Origin of the sequence: Ralstonia pickettii, from assembly GCF_001699815.1 — a bacterium.
GTDB lineage: Bacteria > Pseudomonadota > Gammaproteobacteria > Burkholderiales > Burkholderiaceae > Ralstonia > Ralstonia thomasii.
The window spans coordinates 20,077-35,742 of sequence record NZ_MCGB01000002.1 but is presented as its reverse complement, the minus strand read 5'-3'; the positions used below and the strand labels follow the sequence as shown (position 1 = coordinate 35,742).

The window sequence follows — 15,666 nt, the reverse complement described above, 5'->3', positions numbered from 1 at the left end:
ATGCACTTCCTGCAACTGACCGACCTTCATATCAAGCGCCCGGGGCGACTGGCTTATCGGCGCGTAGATTCGGCGGCCTATTTGTCACGCTGCGTGGCACATATCCTGGCACAGCCCGAGAAACCAGACGCTATCGTCCTGACCGGCGATCTGGTCGACGCCGGCGCGCCCGAGGAATACGCCCACCTGCGTGCGGTGCTGGCGCCGCTCGATGCGGCAGGCATCCGCATGCTGCCGGTGCTCGGCAACCACGATGGCCGTGATGCCGCACGCGAAGCCTTTGCCGATTGGCTCGCGCCAATTCCGGCCGCCGCGCAGGACACGCGTGCATTCCAGTACTGGACCGACATTGGCGATGTGCGCCTGATCGTGATCGACACGCTGGACACCGGCCATCCGGGCGGCCGTCTGGGCTTACCGCGCCTTGATTGGGTGGCCGAAGCGCTGGCATGCGAAACGCAACGCCCGACCGTCATCGCCATGCACCATCCGCCATTTGCCACCGGCATCGGCCACATGGACGTGCAATCGCTCGCCGAAGAAGATATCCCGGCCTTCGCGCAGATCGTGCGTGCCGCCGGCAACGTCGAGCGCATCATCTGCGGGCACCTGCATCGCTCCATCGACGTGCGTTTTGCGGGCACGGTGGCGTCCACTTGCCCATCGCCGGCACACCAGGTCGCACTGGATCTGGACCCTGATGCTGCGCCCGGTTTTGTCATGGAGCCACCGGCCTACAAGGTCCATGCGTGGGTGCCGGGGCAAGGCTTGGTGAGCCATCTCGCCTACGTGGGGCAATTTGATGGCCCGCATCCGTTTTTTGAGCCGGACGGCCGGCTGATCGACTAGGCCGCTTCCACGGCGGCCGCCAGACGGGCGACCAGCGCATCGGCCTCGCTTTCCGCCGATGCGATGGACGCGCGTAACCGCTTGTCGGCAAATTCGTCGTATTCGATCGCGACGGATGCCACATCCGTGACGCCGATGTAGCCGAATGCCGTGGCGACGCCGGCCTCGACGTGGTTCAGGTGGGCAATGCGCTGGCCGGGGCCGTAACCGAAAGCGCCGCGTGCGCTGAGGATGACGAGGCGCTTGTTCATGCCGGCGAGCAGCTGTATCCGGTGCTCAACACCGGCTTTGATGCGTTTGCGCAGGCCATCGATGCCATTCGTAGCTCCCAAGCGCAACCGGGGCGTCAGCGCGTGACGCTCACGGCACCGGTGGGGGTTGCTGCGCGCTGGCTGGTGCCTCGGCTGGGTGAATTTGCTACGCAGCATCCGGAGGTGGATCTGCGCATTCATGCGTCCGACACCGTGGTCGACCTGCATGGCGGCAGCGCAGACCTTGCCGTGCGCTATGGCGATACGCCCGTCACGGGGAAGGACTCGTCACCGAGCGGCTCTTTGGCGACGCCTATGCGCCGGTCTGCCACCCGGGCCTGAACGTGCGGTCGCACGACGATCTGGCGCGCGTGCCGCTTATCCACTCCGAGTGGCAGCGGACACTGCCGCAGCCGATTGCCTGGCCGATGTGGGCGCGCGCGGCAGGTATCGAGCACACGCTCAGGCACGACACGGGCATCGTGCTGTCCGACGACGGGCATGCCATGTCGGCGGCAATGGCGGGGCAAGGCGTGATCCTGGCGAACCTGCCCCTGGTGCGCGATGCGCTGGAGGCGGGCACGCTCGTCCAGCCTTTCGCAGCGCCGGTCATTCAGCGCTATGCGTTCTGGGCCGTGGCGCCATCTGCGCGGCTTGAAGACGCTGCCGTGCGCGCGGTGTGGGATTGGCTATGCGCGTGCCGGGAAAACACGGCACGTGTGCATCGCTCAGCCCAATAGCGGCGACGCGGCACGTGCCGGCGCGAACGCTTCGTGCCACGCGGCCGCAAGCTGCAGCAACGCAAACTCCGACCGGGGCGGCGCAATCACCTGCAGGCCCAGCGGCAGGCCATCGGCGGTCAAGCCCGACGGCAGGCTCGCGGCCGGCACGCCCGCCAGCGTGGCGCCAATCACGACTTCCATCCAGCGGTGGTATGTGTCCATCGCGCGGCCTGCTGCGGCCTTGGGCCAGTGCTCTTCGGCGGGGAAGGGCGCAACCTGCGTGCAAGGCAGGACGAGGAAATCGTAGTGCGCAAACTGCCGCAGCAGCGCCTGGTACCAGCTTGCCCGTGTGGCGATGGCTCGGTGGATGTCGATGGCGGTGCGGCTGCGTCCGTGCTCAATTTCCCAGATCGCTTCGGGCTTGAGCAAATCGCGCGTGGCGGCGTTGGCGTACAGCAGGCCGAGGTTGCCGGACACGCTCAGCGCGCGCAGCGTGCACCAGCATTCCCATAGCGCGTCCATGGCGAAGAAGGGCCGCACGGTCTCGACATGGCAGCCCAGCGTGTCGAACGTGTCGAGCGCATGCTCGTTGACGGCCAGCACTTCGCGGTCGACGGCAAGGTAGCCACCGAAATCTCCCAACCAGCCAATGCGGGCCTGCCGGAAATCCCGGTGCAGCGGCTGCATGAAGCACGCCGGATCGTCACTCAGCGACAGCGGCGCACGCGGGTCGTAGCCGGCCTGCGTGGCGAGCAGCCACGCGAGGTCGTGCGGATTGCGCGCCATGGGGCCTTCAGTGCCCAACTGCTGGAAGAACACGTCGCCGGTCGGTCCGTAAGGCACGCGACCGAGGCTCGGACGCAGGCCGTAGATGTTGTTCCAGGCCGCGGGGTTGCGCAGCGAGCCCATCATGTCGCTGCCGTCGGCCACGGGCAGCATGTTCAGCGCCAGCGCGGCGGCCGTGCCACCGCTGCTGCCGCCGGCCGAGCGCTCGGGGTTCCAGGCGTTGCGCGTAGTGCCGTACACGCGGTTGTAGGTGTGCGAGCCGAGCCCGAACTCAGGCGTATTCGTCTTGCCGATCAACACCGTGCCTTGCCGGCGAATGCGCTCGACGACGATGCTGTCATGCGTCGGCACGTTGCGCGCCATGGCGAGACTGCCCATCGCCGTCACCATGCCCGCGGTGGCCGCAAGATCCTTCGGCGCCTGCGGAAAGCCATGCATCCAGCCGCCGGACAAACCTTGCGACAGCAGCACATCCCGCTCGCGTGCCTGGTCGATGGCGGATTCGGCATCGATGCGGGCCACGACGGCATTGACCGTCGGGTTATGACGATCGATCTGCGCAAGGAACGCTTCCATGACTTCCACGCACGACACATCGCGCGCGTGGATACGCCGGGACAGTTCGATCGCGCTCCATTGGACGATCTCTTCGTTGGCGGCCGCAGGTGTTGCAGCGTGGCTCGGATTCGCTTGCATTGCTTGACTCGAAGTTCACTTCACGCGGCGGTCAGATAGGCCTGCGCCAGACGCACCCAGGCGGCTGCGCCCAACGGCAACACCTGGTCGTTGAAATCGTAGCCGGGGTTGTGCACCATGCAGCCGCCGAATTCGCCTTCGCCATTACCCAGGATCAAGTAGCAGCCCGGCACTTCATTGAGCATCCAGGCAAAGTCTTCGCTGCCGTTGAGCCCCTTGGGCGCCTGGGTGACGACGTTGGCCGCACCCACCAGTTCAGTACAGACCTGCTGCGCCAGTTGCGTCTCGGCCTCGGTATTGACCATGGGCGGTGTCAATTGACGATAGTCGATCTGCGCCTCGACGCCATGCGCCTGTGCGGTCAGGCTGACAATCTCGCGAATGCGCATTTCCACCAGCGCACGCGTTTCCGGCCGCGCTGCGCGCACATTCAGGCCAATCGTCACCGATTCGGGAATCACGTTGTGCGTTGCACCGCCGCGAATGAAACCGACCGACACCACCGCCGTGTCGTCAGGCGCGACATTGCGTGCGACCACGGTTTGCAACGCGGTGATGATGGCGGCCGACGCGGCAATCGGATCACGCGCGCGATGCGGCATCGCACCGTGTCCGCCCATGCCCTTGATGGTGACGTCGGCCACGTCGGAGGACAGGCTCACCGGTCCCGGCAGCACGCGGAAGCTGCCGGCCGGCACGCCCGGCATGTTGTGCAAGGCATAGACGGCATCGCAGGGGAAGCGCTCGAAGAGGCCGTCTTCGATCATGGCGCGCGCACCGCACAGGTTTTCTTCATCGGGCTGGAAGATGAGGTTCAGCGTGCCATCAAAATCGCGGCTCTCGGCCAGCGCCTTGGCTGCGGCGAGCAGGATGGCGGTGTGCCCGTCGTGGCCGCACGCATGCATCTTGCCGTGGTTGCGGCTGGCGTAAGGCAGGCCGGTCGCTTCAACAATGGGCAGGGCGTCCATGTCCGCGCGAATGCCAAGGCGGCGCGTGCCGTTGCCCAGCTTCAGTTGGCCCACCACGCCGCTCTTGCCGATGCCCGTGTGCACCTCGTAACCCCAACTCTTGAGCAGATCGGCCACCAACGTGCTGGTGGCGCCCACCTCGAAACCGAGTTCGGGCTGCGCGTGGATCTGACGGCGGATGTTGACGAACGTTTCTGCATCGATATGGACGGGCGGCAGGAGATGCGGCAACAGTTGGAACGGCGTGAGCGTGGGGGCTTTCGTCATGTCGGGGCTCCGGGGTTGGGGATGGGAATCCGGGGTCAATCAGTTTCGCGCGCTTCGCGCAGGCTCAGCACGGTCAGCAGCGTGATGGCGCTGCACGCCATCATGTAAAAGGCAGGGGAGAGCGGATTGCCGGTGCGGGCCAGCAGCCACGTCACGACAAACTGGCACGAGCCGCCAAACACCGTGACGCCGATCGCGTAGATGACCGACAGGCCGCTGGCGCGCACCTTGATGGGCAGCAGCTCCATCATCATGAGCAGCATGGGCGTGGTGCCCAGGTACAGCGTGCCGGTGAGCAACGCCGACAGTGCCAGCACCAGCGGCACGCTCGGGTAATGCGTCATCAGCCAGAAGGCCGGATAGAGCGCCGCCACGGTGACCAGCGTTGCGCCCACCACCAGAGGCTTGCGGCGCGGCAGGCGGTCGGCCAGCCAACCGGAAAGGAGCGACGCGCCGAAGCTCGTCAGCCCCGTCACGCAACCGGCCAGCAGCGACAGCGAAGCCGGCAGATGCAGCTCGCGGATCATGTAGGTCGGCATGAAGTAGATGACCAGATACGTGCCGACTGTCCCGCCGATGATCGTGAGCACGCCCTTGATGACCAGCCCGCCGTGGTCGCGAAACAAGGTGCCGAGCGGGCTCGGCGCATGCGCCTCGGCGGTGTGCGTTTCATCCAGGTGCGAGCGGATATACAGGCCCACCGGCGCAATCAGCAGGCCAAGGAAGAACGGCACACGCCAGCCCCAGCTCTGCAGCGCTTCCGGCGACAGGCTGCCGTACAGAATGGCCGCAGTCAGCGCGCCGCACAGCGCTGCAATGCCCTGGCTGCCCAACTGCCAGCTCACGCGAAAACCGCGCCCGCGGATACCGCCGGACTCCATCAGCATCGCCGTCGACGCGCCGATTTCACCGCCCAGCGAGAAGCCCTGCAGCAACCGCCCGGCAAGGATCACCAGCGGGCCGAGCAGGCCTGCGGTGGCGTATGTGGGCGCAACCGCCAGGCACAGCGTGCCGATGACCATCAGCCCGATTGTCAGCGTCATCGCGGCCTTGCGTCCGTGGCGGTCTGCGTAGTTGCCGATGACGAAACCGCCCAGCGGCCGCATCACAAAGCCGATGCCGAACGTCGCCACCGCGAGCAGCAACGAGCCGTACGCGCTGTCGGAGGGAAAAAACAGCTTGCCGATCATCAGCGCGAAGAAGCTGTAGACCGTGAAGTCGTACATTTCCAGCGCATTGCCGATCGAGCACGCGGCGATCAATCGCGCCTGGCCGGCGGGCTTGGGCGCAGCAACGGCCGAGGCGGGCAGGGCCGTAGTCTGCAAGGTGGCGTCGTTCATGGGGTCTCCGTCCACGATGTTGGAAAGGGCTTCTCTGAGCCTTGGGTGCTTGCAGTATTCAGGGAACGCGGGCGCTGAAAAAATCGCAAATATTCATCTCGATAACCAAATAGAATCACCGTCATAACCGGCATATATCCGCTATCAGGGAAAGCCCGTGAAGGCGTGAGGCGAGACGCACACCCAACCGTGTGCAATGAGCGAGGAGGAGAGCGAGGTGAAGCTGCACCAGTTGCGCATCCTGCTTGCCGTGGCACAGCACGGCAGCATTCACGAGGCCTCGCGCGGGTTGCATATCTCGCAGCCGGCGTTGTCCAAGGCGATTGCGGAACTGGAACGGGAGCTCGGCGTCACGCTGCTGTCGCGTTCGGTGCGCGGCGTGAGCCTGACGGCGTATGGGATGGCGCTCGTCAAACGGGCCAGCGTGGTCGAGCAGGAACTGCGTCACGCGCTGGAAGACATCGAAGCCATTCGCGGCCACGCAGAGGCCGAACTGAACATCGGCTTTACCGCCGTCGCCTCCAGCGGCCCGCTACCGGATGCCATGGCGGCATTCCGCACGCGCTTTCCCAATGTGGCGTTGCGCGGTTTCGAACAGCGCTCGCAGCAGATTCTTGAAGGTCTGCGCGAAGGCCGCATCGATCTGGGATTGATCTCCACCAACAGCGGGCCCGGCACGAGCAGCTTCCAGTGGGAGCCGTTATTCTCCGTGCCGATGCGCTTGGCGGTGCGCCCCGGTCATCCGCTACGGCGCACGCGCAAGCTGCGCTCGCTCCTGGATGCCGACTGGCTGGTGCTGGACCCGCTGGATGACCCTGGCAGCCCGATGGCAAGCCTAATGCGGCTGCACCGGCTGGAAATCCCGCACCGGATCGTGCAGAGCGGCTCCAACCTGCTCGGCCTGCAACTGGCTACCAAGACGGACCTGGTGAGCATGTGGTCGGATTTTGTCTTCACCAACACACTGGGGCCGCTGCGTACGATTTCGGGCGCGCTGGAGGTGCTCCCCATGGAAGACGAACTACCCGACTTCAGCGTCTACATGGTCTACCGATCGGCGGACCTGATGACGCATGCCTGCGCGGAATTCAGCAAGGAGATTCGGCACGCGGCGCAGCGCTATCGTCATCGCTGACCGTCACGCGTCGGCTTCCGCACCCTCCGCGCGCATGGCCCCCGGCGGTCGTCCGACCACCCGCTTGAACGCGCGGCTGAACGCAGCGAGCGACCCATAGCCGAGCCGGTACGCGACGGCTTCGATCGCCTCGCGGTCACGCGTGATCCATTGCGCGGCGAGCCGCATCCGCAGCTCGGTCAGATAGCGCACGGGCGTCATTCCGGTCGCTGCAAGGAAGCGCTCGGCAAACACCGAGCGCGAGACCCCGGCTTGCGCTGCCAGCTCCGCGACGCTCCAGTTGCGCCCTGGGTCACGATGCAGGGCGACGATCGCCGGACCGAGTTTCGGCTCGCGCAGCGCCTGCACCCAGCCCGTGGCGTCGCCGCAGCCGCACTCCACCCAGCCGCGCACGATGAAGGCGGCCACCACGTCCGCCAGCCGCGCGAGGATACCGGCAAAACCTGCGCGCTCCGAGCACGATTCGCGCTCCATCGCGTCGAGCATCGGGCGGATTTCCGGGTAGCGCGCGAGCAAGGTGCCGACGTGCATGAACTCCGGCATCGTGCCCACCAAGGGCTGCATGCCGCCCAGATCCAGCTCCATGCAGGCGCTGAAAATGAGCGCATCGCCCGGGGCCGCTTCCGCCCCGACGCCAACCGACGCCACCGTGTCGCAGATCTTCGCGGATTCAAAGCCGGCGATCTCGCGGCACGGCGCATCCGGATCGGACAGCAACGCGTGCGGGGTGCCCTGCGGCAGCAACACCGCATCGCCCGCTTCCAGCCGCATCGTCGCCCCCGACGCGTCGCGCAGCAGCACCGGCCCGCGCCCCACGAAGTGAAACTGCGCACGCCCCGGCGCCTTGCCAAAGCTCAGCCCGAAGGGCCGCGCCACGTGGATACGGCGGTACTGGACGCCGCTCAGCCGCATGCCGAGCAGCAGCTCGCTAACAAGGTCGTGCACGTCGGGCAGGGGAGTCAGCATGTCGAAAATCCGGACGATTGATCAACAAGGTCGGAGTGTATGCCATAGACCGTCCGGCTATCGGGCCCTACCATGCGCCCTTATTGGTATTTTCCCTGATGTTTTCGACGGAACGACGCATGAATCCCGGAATCTCCACTGCCGCGTCAATCGCGGCCCCGCGTGAACCGGCCTGGGGTGCTGTCTTTGCAATGGCACTGGGCGTGTTCGGGCTGGTCACGGCCGAATTCCTGCCTGCAAGCCTGCTGACGCCCATGGCGGAAAGCCTGGGCGTGACCGAAGGCGTGGCAGGGCAGGCCGTCACGGCCACGGCAACGGTTGCGCTGGTCACCAGCTTGTTGACCGCCGCTGTCACGCGGTCCATCGACCGGCGGCGCGTGCTGCTCGCATTCTCGGTGCTGCTTGTGGCATCCAATCTTGCGGTGGCGTTTGCAACCAGCCTCACGACGATCCTGATCGGCCGCGTTGTGCTTGGCATTGCACTGGGCGGCTTCTGGACCATGGCGACCGCCACCGCAATGCGGCTCGTGCCACCGGCGTTGGTGCCGCGGGCGCTATCGATCATCTTCAGCGGCGTGGCCGTCGCCACGATTGCCGCCGCGCCGCTGGGCAGCTACTTCGGCCACCTGATCGGCTGGCGCAATGTGTTCCTGGCCTCAGCGGGACTGGGAGTGATGGCGTTTGTGTCGCAGGTCTCGACGCTGCCGTCGATGGCGCCAAGTGGCACAACGCGCCTGCGCACGCTGATCGACGTGCTGCGCCGTCCGAGCGTGGGCATCGGGATGTTCGCGACGATCCTGGTGTTCACCGGGCACTTTGCGTTCTTCACGTACCTGCGGCCGTTCCTGGAGCAGGTGGCGGGCGTTGGCGTGAACGGGCTGTCGGCCATCCTGTTGGGCTACGGCATTGCCAACTTCGTCGGCACATCGTTGGCCGGCCGCGTGCTGGAACACCGGCTGCGCCCAATGCTGATCGCAATGCCCGCGTTGATGGTCGTGCTGGGCATCGCGCTCGTGGCGCTGGGCCGCGCACCGGTCATCGACGCTGTGCTGATCGCGCTGTGGGGCATGGCGTTTGGCGGCGTGCCGGTGGCGTGGTCGACATGGGTGACGCGCACCGTGCCCGATGAAGCCGAAAGCGCGGGTGGCCTGATTGTTGCAGCCGTACAGCTCGCGATCGCCACCGGCGCGGCAGCCGGTGGCTTGGTGTTCGACGCGAACGGCGCAGCTGGTGTGTTCATTGGCGCCGCCGTGGTGCTGGCCACTGCCGTCGCGACGATCGTGACGGGCGTGCCGAAGCGCGTCGAGGTGGTGCCGGCGATGGCCGAGTGAATTGGCGAGAATGGCGAGATGCGCGCTGCGAGGCTGGCCGGACGATGTCCCGCACCACTCAGCGCATGCGTCTATATTTCTCATAATTTGCATTATGTTAAATAAAAGACACGAGCAAAAACCAGAGCTGCGGCACGCAGTGGGAGCTGTCCGACGTCGTCATCAAGGATGAGGGCCAAAGGCCGCTGTTCCGCTGTGCGCTATGCGGCGCGCGCAGTTATATTCAGGCCGCAAGCCTGCCGATCGCCCCTGCCGGCCACGATCTGATCGCGCAGGCAAAAACGGGCAGCGGCAAAACCGCTGCGTTTGCGCTGGCCCTGCTCGCACGGCTCGACGCGCTGCGCAAGCTCAACGCCGACACGTTGAAGGGCAAGAAGGTCAGGGTTCGGTTGATGGACGAATGACGCCGGTACGCGGCCGCAGCGTTTGACGACGCAAATGGCACGTCGAAGCACGGCAGCGTCGCTCGGCACCCCGGCACATCCCTGAGCCTCAGTGCGTGTCGGCAGCGGCCTCAATCCCCTTCTCTTCTCAAAAAAAAAGCGCGGCGATTTCGCCGCGCAGCCAAAGTGCCGTAGGGATGGGCGCTTAGTGTGGTAGACCTTCCCCCTGCGTTTCCGGCAGGAACCACGGCAATACAAGCCCGAGGACGTAGACAGAGCCAAGCGCCAGTGCCGCATTGGCGACGCCACCGAACGAGTGGATCAACGAGCCGGCGATGATCGGGAACACCCAGGCGATCAGGCGCGCAGCATTGAAGACGAAACTGCACGCGGTCGAGCGTACGGTCGAGCCGAACAGCTCTGCCGGATAGATCGCCATCCACACATAGGCGCAGCCCAGCGTGAAGAAGCCGTTGATGGGCGCGACGACGGACATCGATTCAACCGAGGTCGTCATCGCGTAGGTCACGTAGGTCGTCGCCAATGAGCCCAGGAACGTCAGGAACAGGAAGCGGCGGCGGCCAATGGCGTCGATGATGAAGCCGGCGGCCATGTAGGCAACAATGGCGCCCACCGTGTAAAGAATCGTGATCTTCGAGCCCCAGCCGGCCGGGTTGGCCAGACCTTGTTCCTTGGCGAGTCCGATGGTGAAGGTCGGCAGCCAGCTCGAGATCGCCCACCAGCCGACGGTGGTGACCACCGAAAGCAGCAGCGTGACGAACGTACGGCGACGAGCCTCCGGTTCGCGGAACAACTGGGACAGCGTGAAGGGCCGCTTGTCGCTGCCGCCCTTGCCTGCCGCGCCGGTGGCGCTCCAGCGCTTTTCACGCACGGCCTGCTTCCATTTTTCCGACTCCTCGACACCGCGGCGGATGTACAGCACGAAGAACGCGGGCAGTGCGCCGAGGGCAAACATCAGCCGCCAGGTTTCCTGGCCCATCGGGAGCGACGACGACAGACCAAACCAGATCAGCGCAGCAATCAGCGTGCCCCAGCCAAAACCGGATTGCAGGAAGCCGGCGCCCTTGGCGCGCGCCTTTTCCGGCCAGGTTTCGGCAAGCAGGGAGATGCCCGTGCTCCATTCGCTGCCCATCGCCAGACCGGTGATGAAGCGCAGCGCGCACAACTGCACGAACGTCTGCGAGAACGTGGTCAGGCCCGAGAACAGCGCGTACAGAAAGATCGACCACAGCATCATCCGCTTGCGCCCGACATAGTCCGCCATCACGCCGCCCACCAGGCCGCCGATCCCCCAGCCGAGCAGAGTCACGCCGATGACGATGCCGGCGTAGAGGGCCGGCGTCGCCAGCTGTGCGGGTGTGAGCAGCGAATGCAGCATCGGGAATAGCACGACGACGAGCGCGAAGGCTTCGTAGCCGTCGAAAATCCAGCCCAGAAAGCTGCCGGTCAGCACGCGCCAGTGCGTGGGGGTCAGGTCTGCATGCCAGGGCTTGCCCGCAGCGACCGCTTGTTGGGTTTCCATCGTTGTCTCCTTTGGAAGATAGGGATATGCGGCTGCTTTTTGTGTGTTGTGCCGGCTTATGCTGGTGAGTTGAATAGCCAGGGTTCCGCGGTGCGGCGCGCCTGCTCGAATGCGGCGATGGCGCTGCGGTGCTGCAGCGTCAGGCCGATTTCATCGAGCCCGCGCAGCAGGCAGTCTTTTCGGAAAGGGTCGATGTCGAAGCGGTACACGTTGCCGTCCGGCGTCGTTACCGACTGCCCCGCCAGGTCGACCTGCAGCCGATAGCCGGGCGTGCGTGCGACGGCCCCGAACAGGCGGTCTACCACGTCGGTGTCCAGCACGATCGGCAGCAGCCCGTTCTTGAAGCAATTGCCATGGAATATCTCGGCAAAGCTCGGGGCGATGAGCGCGCGGATGCCCCAATCCCGGAGCGCCCACGGCGCATGCTCGCGGCTGGAGCCGCAACCGAAGTTCTCGCGCGCCAGCAGGATCTGCGCGCCCTCATAGCGGGCCTGATTGAGCGGAAAATCCGGCACGCGCGGGCGCGTCGAGCAATCCTGCTCCGGTTCACCGCGGTCCTGATAGCGCCACTCGTCGAACAGGTAAGGCCCAAAACCGGTCTTGCCGATCATCTTCAGGTATTGCTTTGGCAGGATGGCGTCGGTGTCGATATTGGCGCGGTCAAGCGGCACCACCAGTCCGTCAATCGAATCAAAAGCCTGCATCGTTGTTCCTCCCCAAAACATCGGCGCCAAGTTCGCTGACGGCAACGAAATGCCCCGCGATTGCTGCGGCAGCCGCCATTGGCGGGCTGACCAGATGGGTGCGCCCGCCAGCGCCCTGCCGCCCTTCAAAATTGCGATTGGACGTTGACGCGCAGCGCTCGCCCGGCTGCAGGCGGTCGTCGTTCATGCCCAGGCACATCGAACACCCCGGGTCGCGCCATTCAAAACCGGCATCGACGAAGATGCGGTCGAGCCCTTCGGCCTCGGCCTGGCGTTTGACCAGTCCGGAGCCCGGCACCACAAGCGCCTGCACGATGTTGGCCGCAACGTGCTTGCCGGCCACCACACGCGCCGCGGCACGCAGATCTTCGATACGTGCATTCGTGCACGAGCCGATGAAAATCTTGTCGAGTGCGATGTCGCGCAGCGGTGTGCCCGGCTCGAGTCCCATGTAGGTAAGCGCCCGGGTGATGCCTTGCCGCTTGATGGGGTCGCTTTCCTCGGCCGGGTCGGGCACACGGCCGTCGATGGTGACCACCATCTCGGGCGAGGTGCCCCAGGTGACGTGTGGGCGAATCGTGGTCGCGTCGAGTGCGATAGTCCGATCGAACTGCGCCCCTTCATCGCTGCGCAGCGTGCGCCAGTACGCCTGCGCGGCGTCCCATTGCGCGCCCTGCGGCGCACGCGCCCGCCCGCGAAGGTAGTTGATGGTTTTGTCATCCACGGCGACCATGCCGCAGCGTGCTCCGGCTTCGATGACCATGTTGCACAGGGTCATGCGTGCATCCATGCTCATCGCAGAGATGGCCGAGCCGGCAAATTCGATGGCATACCCGGTGGCGCCCGCGGTGCCGATACGGCCGATCAGCGCAAGCGCCACGTCCTTGGAAGTCACGCCGGGCGACAGGTCGCCCTCCACCAGCACGCGCATCGTCTTCATCTTTTTGACGATCAGGCATTGCGTGGCCAGCACGTGTTCGATTTCGGACGTCCCGATACCGAATGCCAGCGTGGCGAATGCGCCGTGCGTGGTGGTATGCGAATCGCCGCAGACGATCGTCATGCCTGGCAGCGTGGCCCCCTGCTCCGGCCCGATCACGTGCAGGATGCCCTGACGCGCGTCCTGCATCGGGTATTCGGTAATGCCGAAGCGCGCGCAGTTGCTGCGCAGCGCCTCGACCTGACGCCGCGCGATGTCATCGGTAATGCCGGCGGCGCGGTTGGCGGTCGGCACGTTATGGTCTTCGGTGGCCAGCACTGAGGCGGGCCGCCACGGGTGCAACCGGCTGATGCGCAGTCCTTCGAACGCCTGCGGGCTGGTCACTTCATTGACCAGATGCAGGTCGATGTAAAGCAGCGTGTGGCCATCGTCGGTATCACGCACGGCGTGGCGTTGCCACAGCTTTGCGAACAAGGTCTGAGGTGTCATGTGCGATCCCGCTGTCAGATGATGCCTTCGGCGCGCAGGCTGTCGAGCGCGGCAGCGTCGAGTCCGAGCGCGTGCAGCACCTCGTCGGTGTGCTCACCCAGCTCGGGGCCGACCCAGCGCGTGCTGCCCGGCGTGGCGGACAGCTTGGGCACGATGCCCGGCAAGTCGATAGGCTGGCCATCGGGCAAGGTGTGGCGCTCGATCATGCCACGCGCCGCATATTGCGGATCGCGTGCGATGTCGGCGGCGGTATAGATGCGCCCGCTCGGCACATCGGCTTGCTCCAGCACCTGCAGCACAGCGTCGATCGGATGACGCGCGGTCCATTCGCCGATCACCCCGTCGAGCAGATCGTTGTGCTGGACGCGCTTGGCGTTGTCGGCAAAGCGCGCGTCCTCCGCAAACTCCGGCAGGCCGATGGCCTGCATCAGGCGCTTGAAGATGCCGTCGCCGTTGCCCGCGATGATCACGTAGTTGCCGTCGGCACACAGGTAGGTGTTGGAGGGCGAAATGCCCGGCAGGCTTGAACCGGTGCGCTCACGCACGTGCTCGAACATCGCATACTCGGGGATCAGGCTTTCCATGATCCCGAACACCGCTTCGTACAGCGCCACGTCGATGAACTGCCCGGTGCCGCGATTGGCCTTGACGTGATGCATGGCCAGCAGCGCGCCAATCACGCCGTAGAGGGACGCCAGCGAATCGCCCAGGCTCACGCCCACGCGTACCGGAGGCCGATCGGCGTAGCCAGACAGGTAGCGCAGGCCACCCATCGACTCGGCAATCGCGGCAAATCCGGGCCGCTCGCGGTACGGGCCGCTCTGCCCGTAACCCGAAATGCGCACCATCACCAGCTTCGGGTTGATGGCCGAGAGTTGCTCCCAGCCCAGTCCCCAGCTTTCCATCAGACCCGGGCGGAAGTTCTCGATCACGACGTCGGCATCTTTCACCAGATCGCGGACGATCTGCTGAGCGCGTTCCGACTTGAGGTTGAGCGTGACCGATTTCTTGTTCCGGCTCTGCGAATACCACCACAGGGATGTGCCATCGTGCAGCTTGCGCCATTTGCGCAGCGGGTCGCCGTTGACCGGGGTCTCGATCTTGATGACCTCGGCGCCGAACTGGGCCAGCAGCGTGCCGGCATAAGGGCCGGCGATCAGCGACCCCAACTCGATCACCTTGATGCCTTGCAGCGGCAAGGGTTGATCTGGCTGTGCCATGTTGTCTCCTCTTTACTCCATATCGTGCAGCGCACAACATTGCCGCGCTCGATGAATGCATCATGGACACTTCTCGCCAGACCAAAAAACGCTAAATAATCAAGCGAGCCATCTCCAAAGGAGAAGGCTTCAACACGAAGGGGGAATGGACGACCATGCGTTTCGATCTGGAATCGCTGCAGGTATTGGTCTCGGTAATCGAGGAAGGCAGCCTGGCGGCGGCTTCCGAGCGGCAGCACATCGTGCCTTCGGCCATCAGCCGACGCATTGCGGAGCTGGAAAACGACGCCGGCACCGCCCTGCTCTATCGGCACAGCCGTGGCGTGGAGCCCACCCCGGCGGGCTCGGCGTTGTACTACCGGGCCAAGCGCCTGATCGATCAGATGCAGGAAATCTCGTCGGAAATGAGCGAGTACGCCCAGGGCGTGCGGGGGCACGTGCGCATGCACGTCAACTTTTCGACCATGGTCCAGTACCTGCCGGGCGACCTGTCCTCGTTCCTGTCGATCAACCCCGACGTGAAGATCGACCTGATGGAGAAAAGCAGCAGCCAAGTCCTGCGCTCGGTCGAAGCGGGTACCGCTGACATCGGCATCTGCAGCCAGCCGGAAGCTGCACCGGGGCTGGAAGTACGGCCGTATCACGTCGATAGGCTCGTCCTGATCGTGCCGCACGACCACCCGATCGGCGCGGCGCGCCACCTGCGCTTTGCCGATACCCTGGACTATGACTACGTGAGCATGCCGCTGGGCGCGTCAATCTCCACGCTCTGCGCGCAGAGCGCCGAGCAGGCCGGCAAGCAGCACAAGATCCGCATCCAGGTGACCAGCTTCGAGGGGCTGCGCAACATGGTGGCGGCAGGCCTTGGCATCGGCCTGCTGCCCAAGGCCAGTGTCAAGCCCTATCTGCGCAACAGCACGCTGCGCATGGTCGAGCTGGATGAGACGTGGGCACAGCGCCCGCTGTCTGTCATCACGCGGGGCTACGCGGCGCTGCCGGTGCCGGCCCGGCTGCTGATCGACCATCTGGTATCCCAGGCCAGCGCAGAAAACTAGCGCGAGCCATCTGGTTCGGAG

The 15,666-nt window shown here is 65.3% G+C and carries 15 protein-coding genes and 1 pseudogene; 7 read left to right on the top strand and 9 right to left on the bottom strand.

The window, feature by feature from the left end; genetic code table 11:
- A complete protein-coding gene (locus tag BEK68_RS00395; RefSeq protein ID WP_024541688.1) occupies positions 1 to 849 on the top strand; it encodes a phosphodiesterase in 849 nt (282 codons plus the stop codon).
- On the opposite strand, the gene BEK68_RS00390 is transcribed toward BEK68_RS00395, so the two are convergent.
- Positions 846 to 1,100 (bottom strand): NAD(P)H-dependent oxidoreductase, encoded by a 255-nt coding sequence (locus BEK68_RS00390; RefSeq protein WP_024541687.1) that lies wholly within the window; start codon positions 1,098 to 1,100, stop codon positions 846 to 848. The genes BEK68_RS00395 and BEK68_RS00390 overlap by 4 nt on opposite strands.
- A 21-nt stretch (positions 1,101 to 1,121) precedes the next feature.
- Between BEK68_RS00390 and BEK68_RS26510 the strand changes: the two genes are divergently transcribed.
- Positions 1,122 to 1,442 (top strand): LysR substrate-binding domain-containing protein, encoded by a 321-nt coding sequence (locus BEK68_RS26510; protein ID WP_367126610.1) that lies wholly within the window; start codon positions 1,122 to 1,124, stop codon positions 1,440 to 1,442.
- Positions 1,439 to 1,840: a LysR substrate-binding domain-containing protein gene (locus tag BEK68_RS26005; protein WP_367126644.1), complete on the top strand. Its 402-nt coding sequence runs from the start codon at positions 1,439 to 1,441 to the stop codon at positions 1,838 to 1,840. The genes BEK68_RS26510 and BEK68_RS26005 overlap by 4 nt, the downstream gene beginning before the upstream one ends.
- Here the strand turns inward: BEK68_RS26005 and BEK68_RS00380 are convergent.
- From BEK68_RS00380 to BEK68_RS00370, 3 genes are read right to left on the bottom strand one after another with little or no spacing between them, the layout of a single operon-like run.
- Positions 1,829 to 3,304: an amidase gene (locus BEK68_RS00380; protein ID WP_012435544.1), complete on the bottom strand. Its 1,476-nt coding sequence runs from the start codon at positions 3,302 to 3,304 to the stop codon at positions 1,829 to 1,831. The genes BEK68_RS26005 and BEK68_RS00380 overlap by 12 nt on opposite strands.
- A 20-nt stretch (positions 3,305 to 3,324) precedes the next feature.
- Complete coding sequence (locus BEK68_RS00375; protein WP_012435543.1) at positions 3,325 to 4,539, bottom strand: M20 aminoacylase family protein; 1,215 nt, start codon at positions 4,537 to 4,539, stop codon at positions 3,325 to 3,327.
- 35 nt (positions 4,540 to 4,574) lie between these two features.
- Positions 4,575 to 5,879 carry an MFS transporter gene (locus BEK68_RS00370; RefSeq protein ID WP_012435542.1) on the bottom strand — a complete coding sequence of 435 codons (1,305 nt, stop codon included), beginning with the start codon at positions 5,877 to 5,879 and terminating at the stop codon, positions 4,575 to 4,577.
- Positions 5,880 to 6,096: 217 nt separating this feature from the next.
- Between BEK68_RS00370 and BEK68_RS00365 the strand changes: the two genes are divergently transcribed.
- Entirely contained in the window at positions 6,097 to 7,014 is a 918-nt protein-coding gene (locus BEK68_RS00365; RefSeq protein ID WP_012761975.1) for a LysR family transcriptional regulator, read from the top strand.
- Between the two features lie 3 nt (positions 7,015 to 7,017).
- Here the strand turns inward: BEK68_RS00365 and BEK68_RS00360 are convergent, their stop codons facing one another.
- Complete coding sequence (locus tag BEK68_RS00360) at positions 7,018 to 7,980, bottom strand: AraC family transcriptional regulator (RefSeq protein ID WP_012435541.1); 963 nt, start codon at positions 7,978 to 7,980, stop codon at positions 7,018 to 7,020.
- 119 nt (positions 7,981 to 8,099) lie between these two features.
- Here BEK68_RS00360 and BEK68_RS00355 point away from each other — a divergent pair, with 119 nt between their 5' ends.
- Together BEK68_RS00355 and BEK68_RS25895 are read left to right on the top strand one after the other, a co-directional pair.
- On the top strand, positions 8,100 to 9,311 hold the full coding sequence (locus tag BEK68_RS00355; RefSeq protein WP_012435540.1) for an MFS transporter: 1,212 nt from the start codon (positions 8,100 to 8,102) through the stop codon (positions 9,309 to 9,311).
- Between the two features lie 221 nt (positions 9,312 to 9,532).
- A pseudogene (locus BEK68_RS25895) lies at positions 9,533 to 9,655 on the top strand (DEAD/DEAH box helicase); the annotation flags it as partial.
- 244 nt (positions 9,656 to 9,899) lie between these two features.
- Here the strand turns inward: BEK68_RS25895 and BEK68_RS00350 are convergent.
- The 4 genes from BEK68_RS00350 to BEK68_RS00335 are packed head-to-tail and all read right to left on the bottom strand — an operon-like array spanning position 9,900 to position 14,590.
- Positions 9,900 to 11,237, bottom strand: a complete 1,338-nt coding sequence (locus BEK68_RS00350; protein ID WP_012435518.1) for an MFS transporter — start codon at positions 11,235 to 11,237, stop codon at positions 9,900 to 9,902.
- A gap of 56 nt (positions 11,238 to 11,293) precedes the next feature.
- Positions 11,294 to 11,941: a 3-isopropylmalate dehydratase small subunit gene (gene leuD, locus BEK68_RS00345; protein ID WP_004626859.1), complete on the bottom strand. Its 648-nt coding sequence runs from the start codon at positions 11,939 to 11,941 to the stop codon at positions 11,294 to 11,296.
- Positions 11,928 to 13,370, bottom strand: a complete 1,443-nt coding sequence (gene leuC, locus BEK68_RS00340) for a 3-isopropylmalate dehydratase large subunit (RefSeq protein ID WP_009238149.1) — start codon at positions 13,368 to 13,370, stop codon at positions 11,928 to 11,930. The genes leuD and leuC overlap by 14 nt, the downstream gene beginning before the upstream one ends.
- A 14-nt stretch (positions 13,371 to 13,384) precedes the next feature.
- Positions 13,385 to 14,590 (bottom strand): CaiB/BaiF CoA transferase family protein, encoded by a 1,206-nt coding sequence (locus BEK68_RS00335; RefSeq protein ID WP_004626857.1) that lies wholly within the window; start codon positions 14,588 to 14,590, stop codon positions 13,385 to 13,387.
- Between the two features lie 155 nt (positions 14,591 to 14,745).
- Here BEK68_RS00335 and BEK68_RS00330 point away from each other — a divergent pair, with 155 nt between their 5' ends.
- Positions 14,746 to 15,645, top strand: coding sequence for a LysR family transcriptional regulator (locus BEK68_RS00330; protein ID WP_012435517.1), 900 nt, complete (start codon positions 14,746 to 14,748; stop codon positions 15,643 to 15,645).
- Positions 15,646 to 15,666: the final 21 nt, after the last annotated feature.

Coding starts and splice junctions, on each gene's coding strand:
- BEK68_RS00395 (WP_024541688.1), top strand. CDS start 1: ATGCACTTCCTGCAACTGACCGACCTTCATATCAAGCGCCCGGGGCGA.
- BEK68_RS00390 (WP_024541687.1), bottom strand. CDS start 1,100: ATGAACAAGCGCCTCGTCATCCTCAGCGCACGCGGCGCTTTCGGTTAC.
- BEK68_RS00380 (WP_012435544.1), bottom strand. CDS start 3,304: ATGCAAGCGAATCCGAGCCACGCTGCAACACCTGCGGCCGCCAACGAA.
- BEK68_RS00375 (WP_012435543.1), bottom strand. CDS start 4,539: ATGACGAAAGCCCCCACGCTCACGCCGTTCCAACTGTTGCCGCATCTC.
- BEK68_RS00370 (WP_012435542.1), bottom strand. CDS start 5,879: ATGAACGACGCCACCTTGCAGACTACGGCCCTGCCCGCCTCGGCCGTT.
- BEK68_RS00360 (WP_012435541.1), bottom strand. CDS start 7,980: ATGCTGACTCCCCTGCCCGACGTGCACGACCTTGTTAGCGAGCTGCTG.
- BEK68_RS00355 (WP_012435540.1), top strand. CDS start 8,100: ATGAATCCCGGAATCTCCACTGCCGCGTCAATCGCGGCCCCGCGTGAA.
- BEK68_RS00350 (WP_012435518.1), bottom strand. CDS start 11,237: ATGGAAACCCAACAAGCGGTCGCTGCGGGCAAGCCCTGGCATGCAGAC.
- leuD (WP_004626859.1), bottom strand. CDS start 11,941: ATGCAGGCTTTTGATTCGATTGACGGACTGGTGGTGCCGCTTGACCGC.
- leuC (WP_009238149.1), bottom strand. CDS start 13,370: ATGACACCTCAGACCTTGTTCGCAAAGCTGTGGCAACGCCACGCCGTG.
- BEK68_RS00335 (WP_004626857.1), bottom strand. CDS start 14,590: ATGGCACAGCCAGATCAACCCTTGCCGCTGCAAGGCATCAAGGTGATC.
- BEK68_RS00330 (WP_012435517.1), top strand. CDS start 14,746: ATGCGTTTCGATCTGGAATCGCTGCAGGTATTGGTCTCGGTAATCGAG.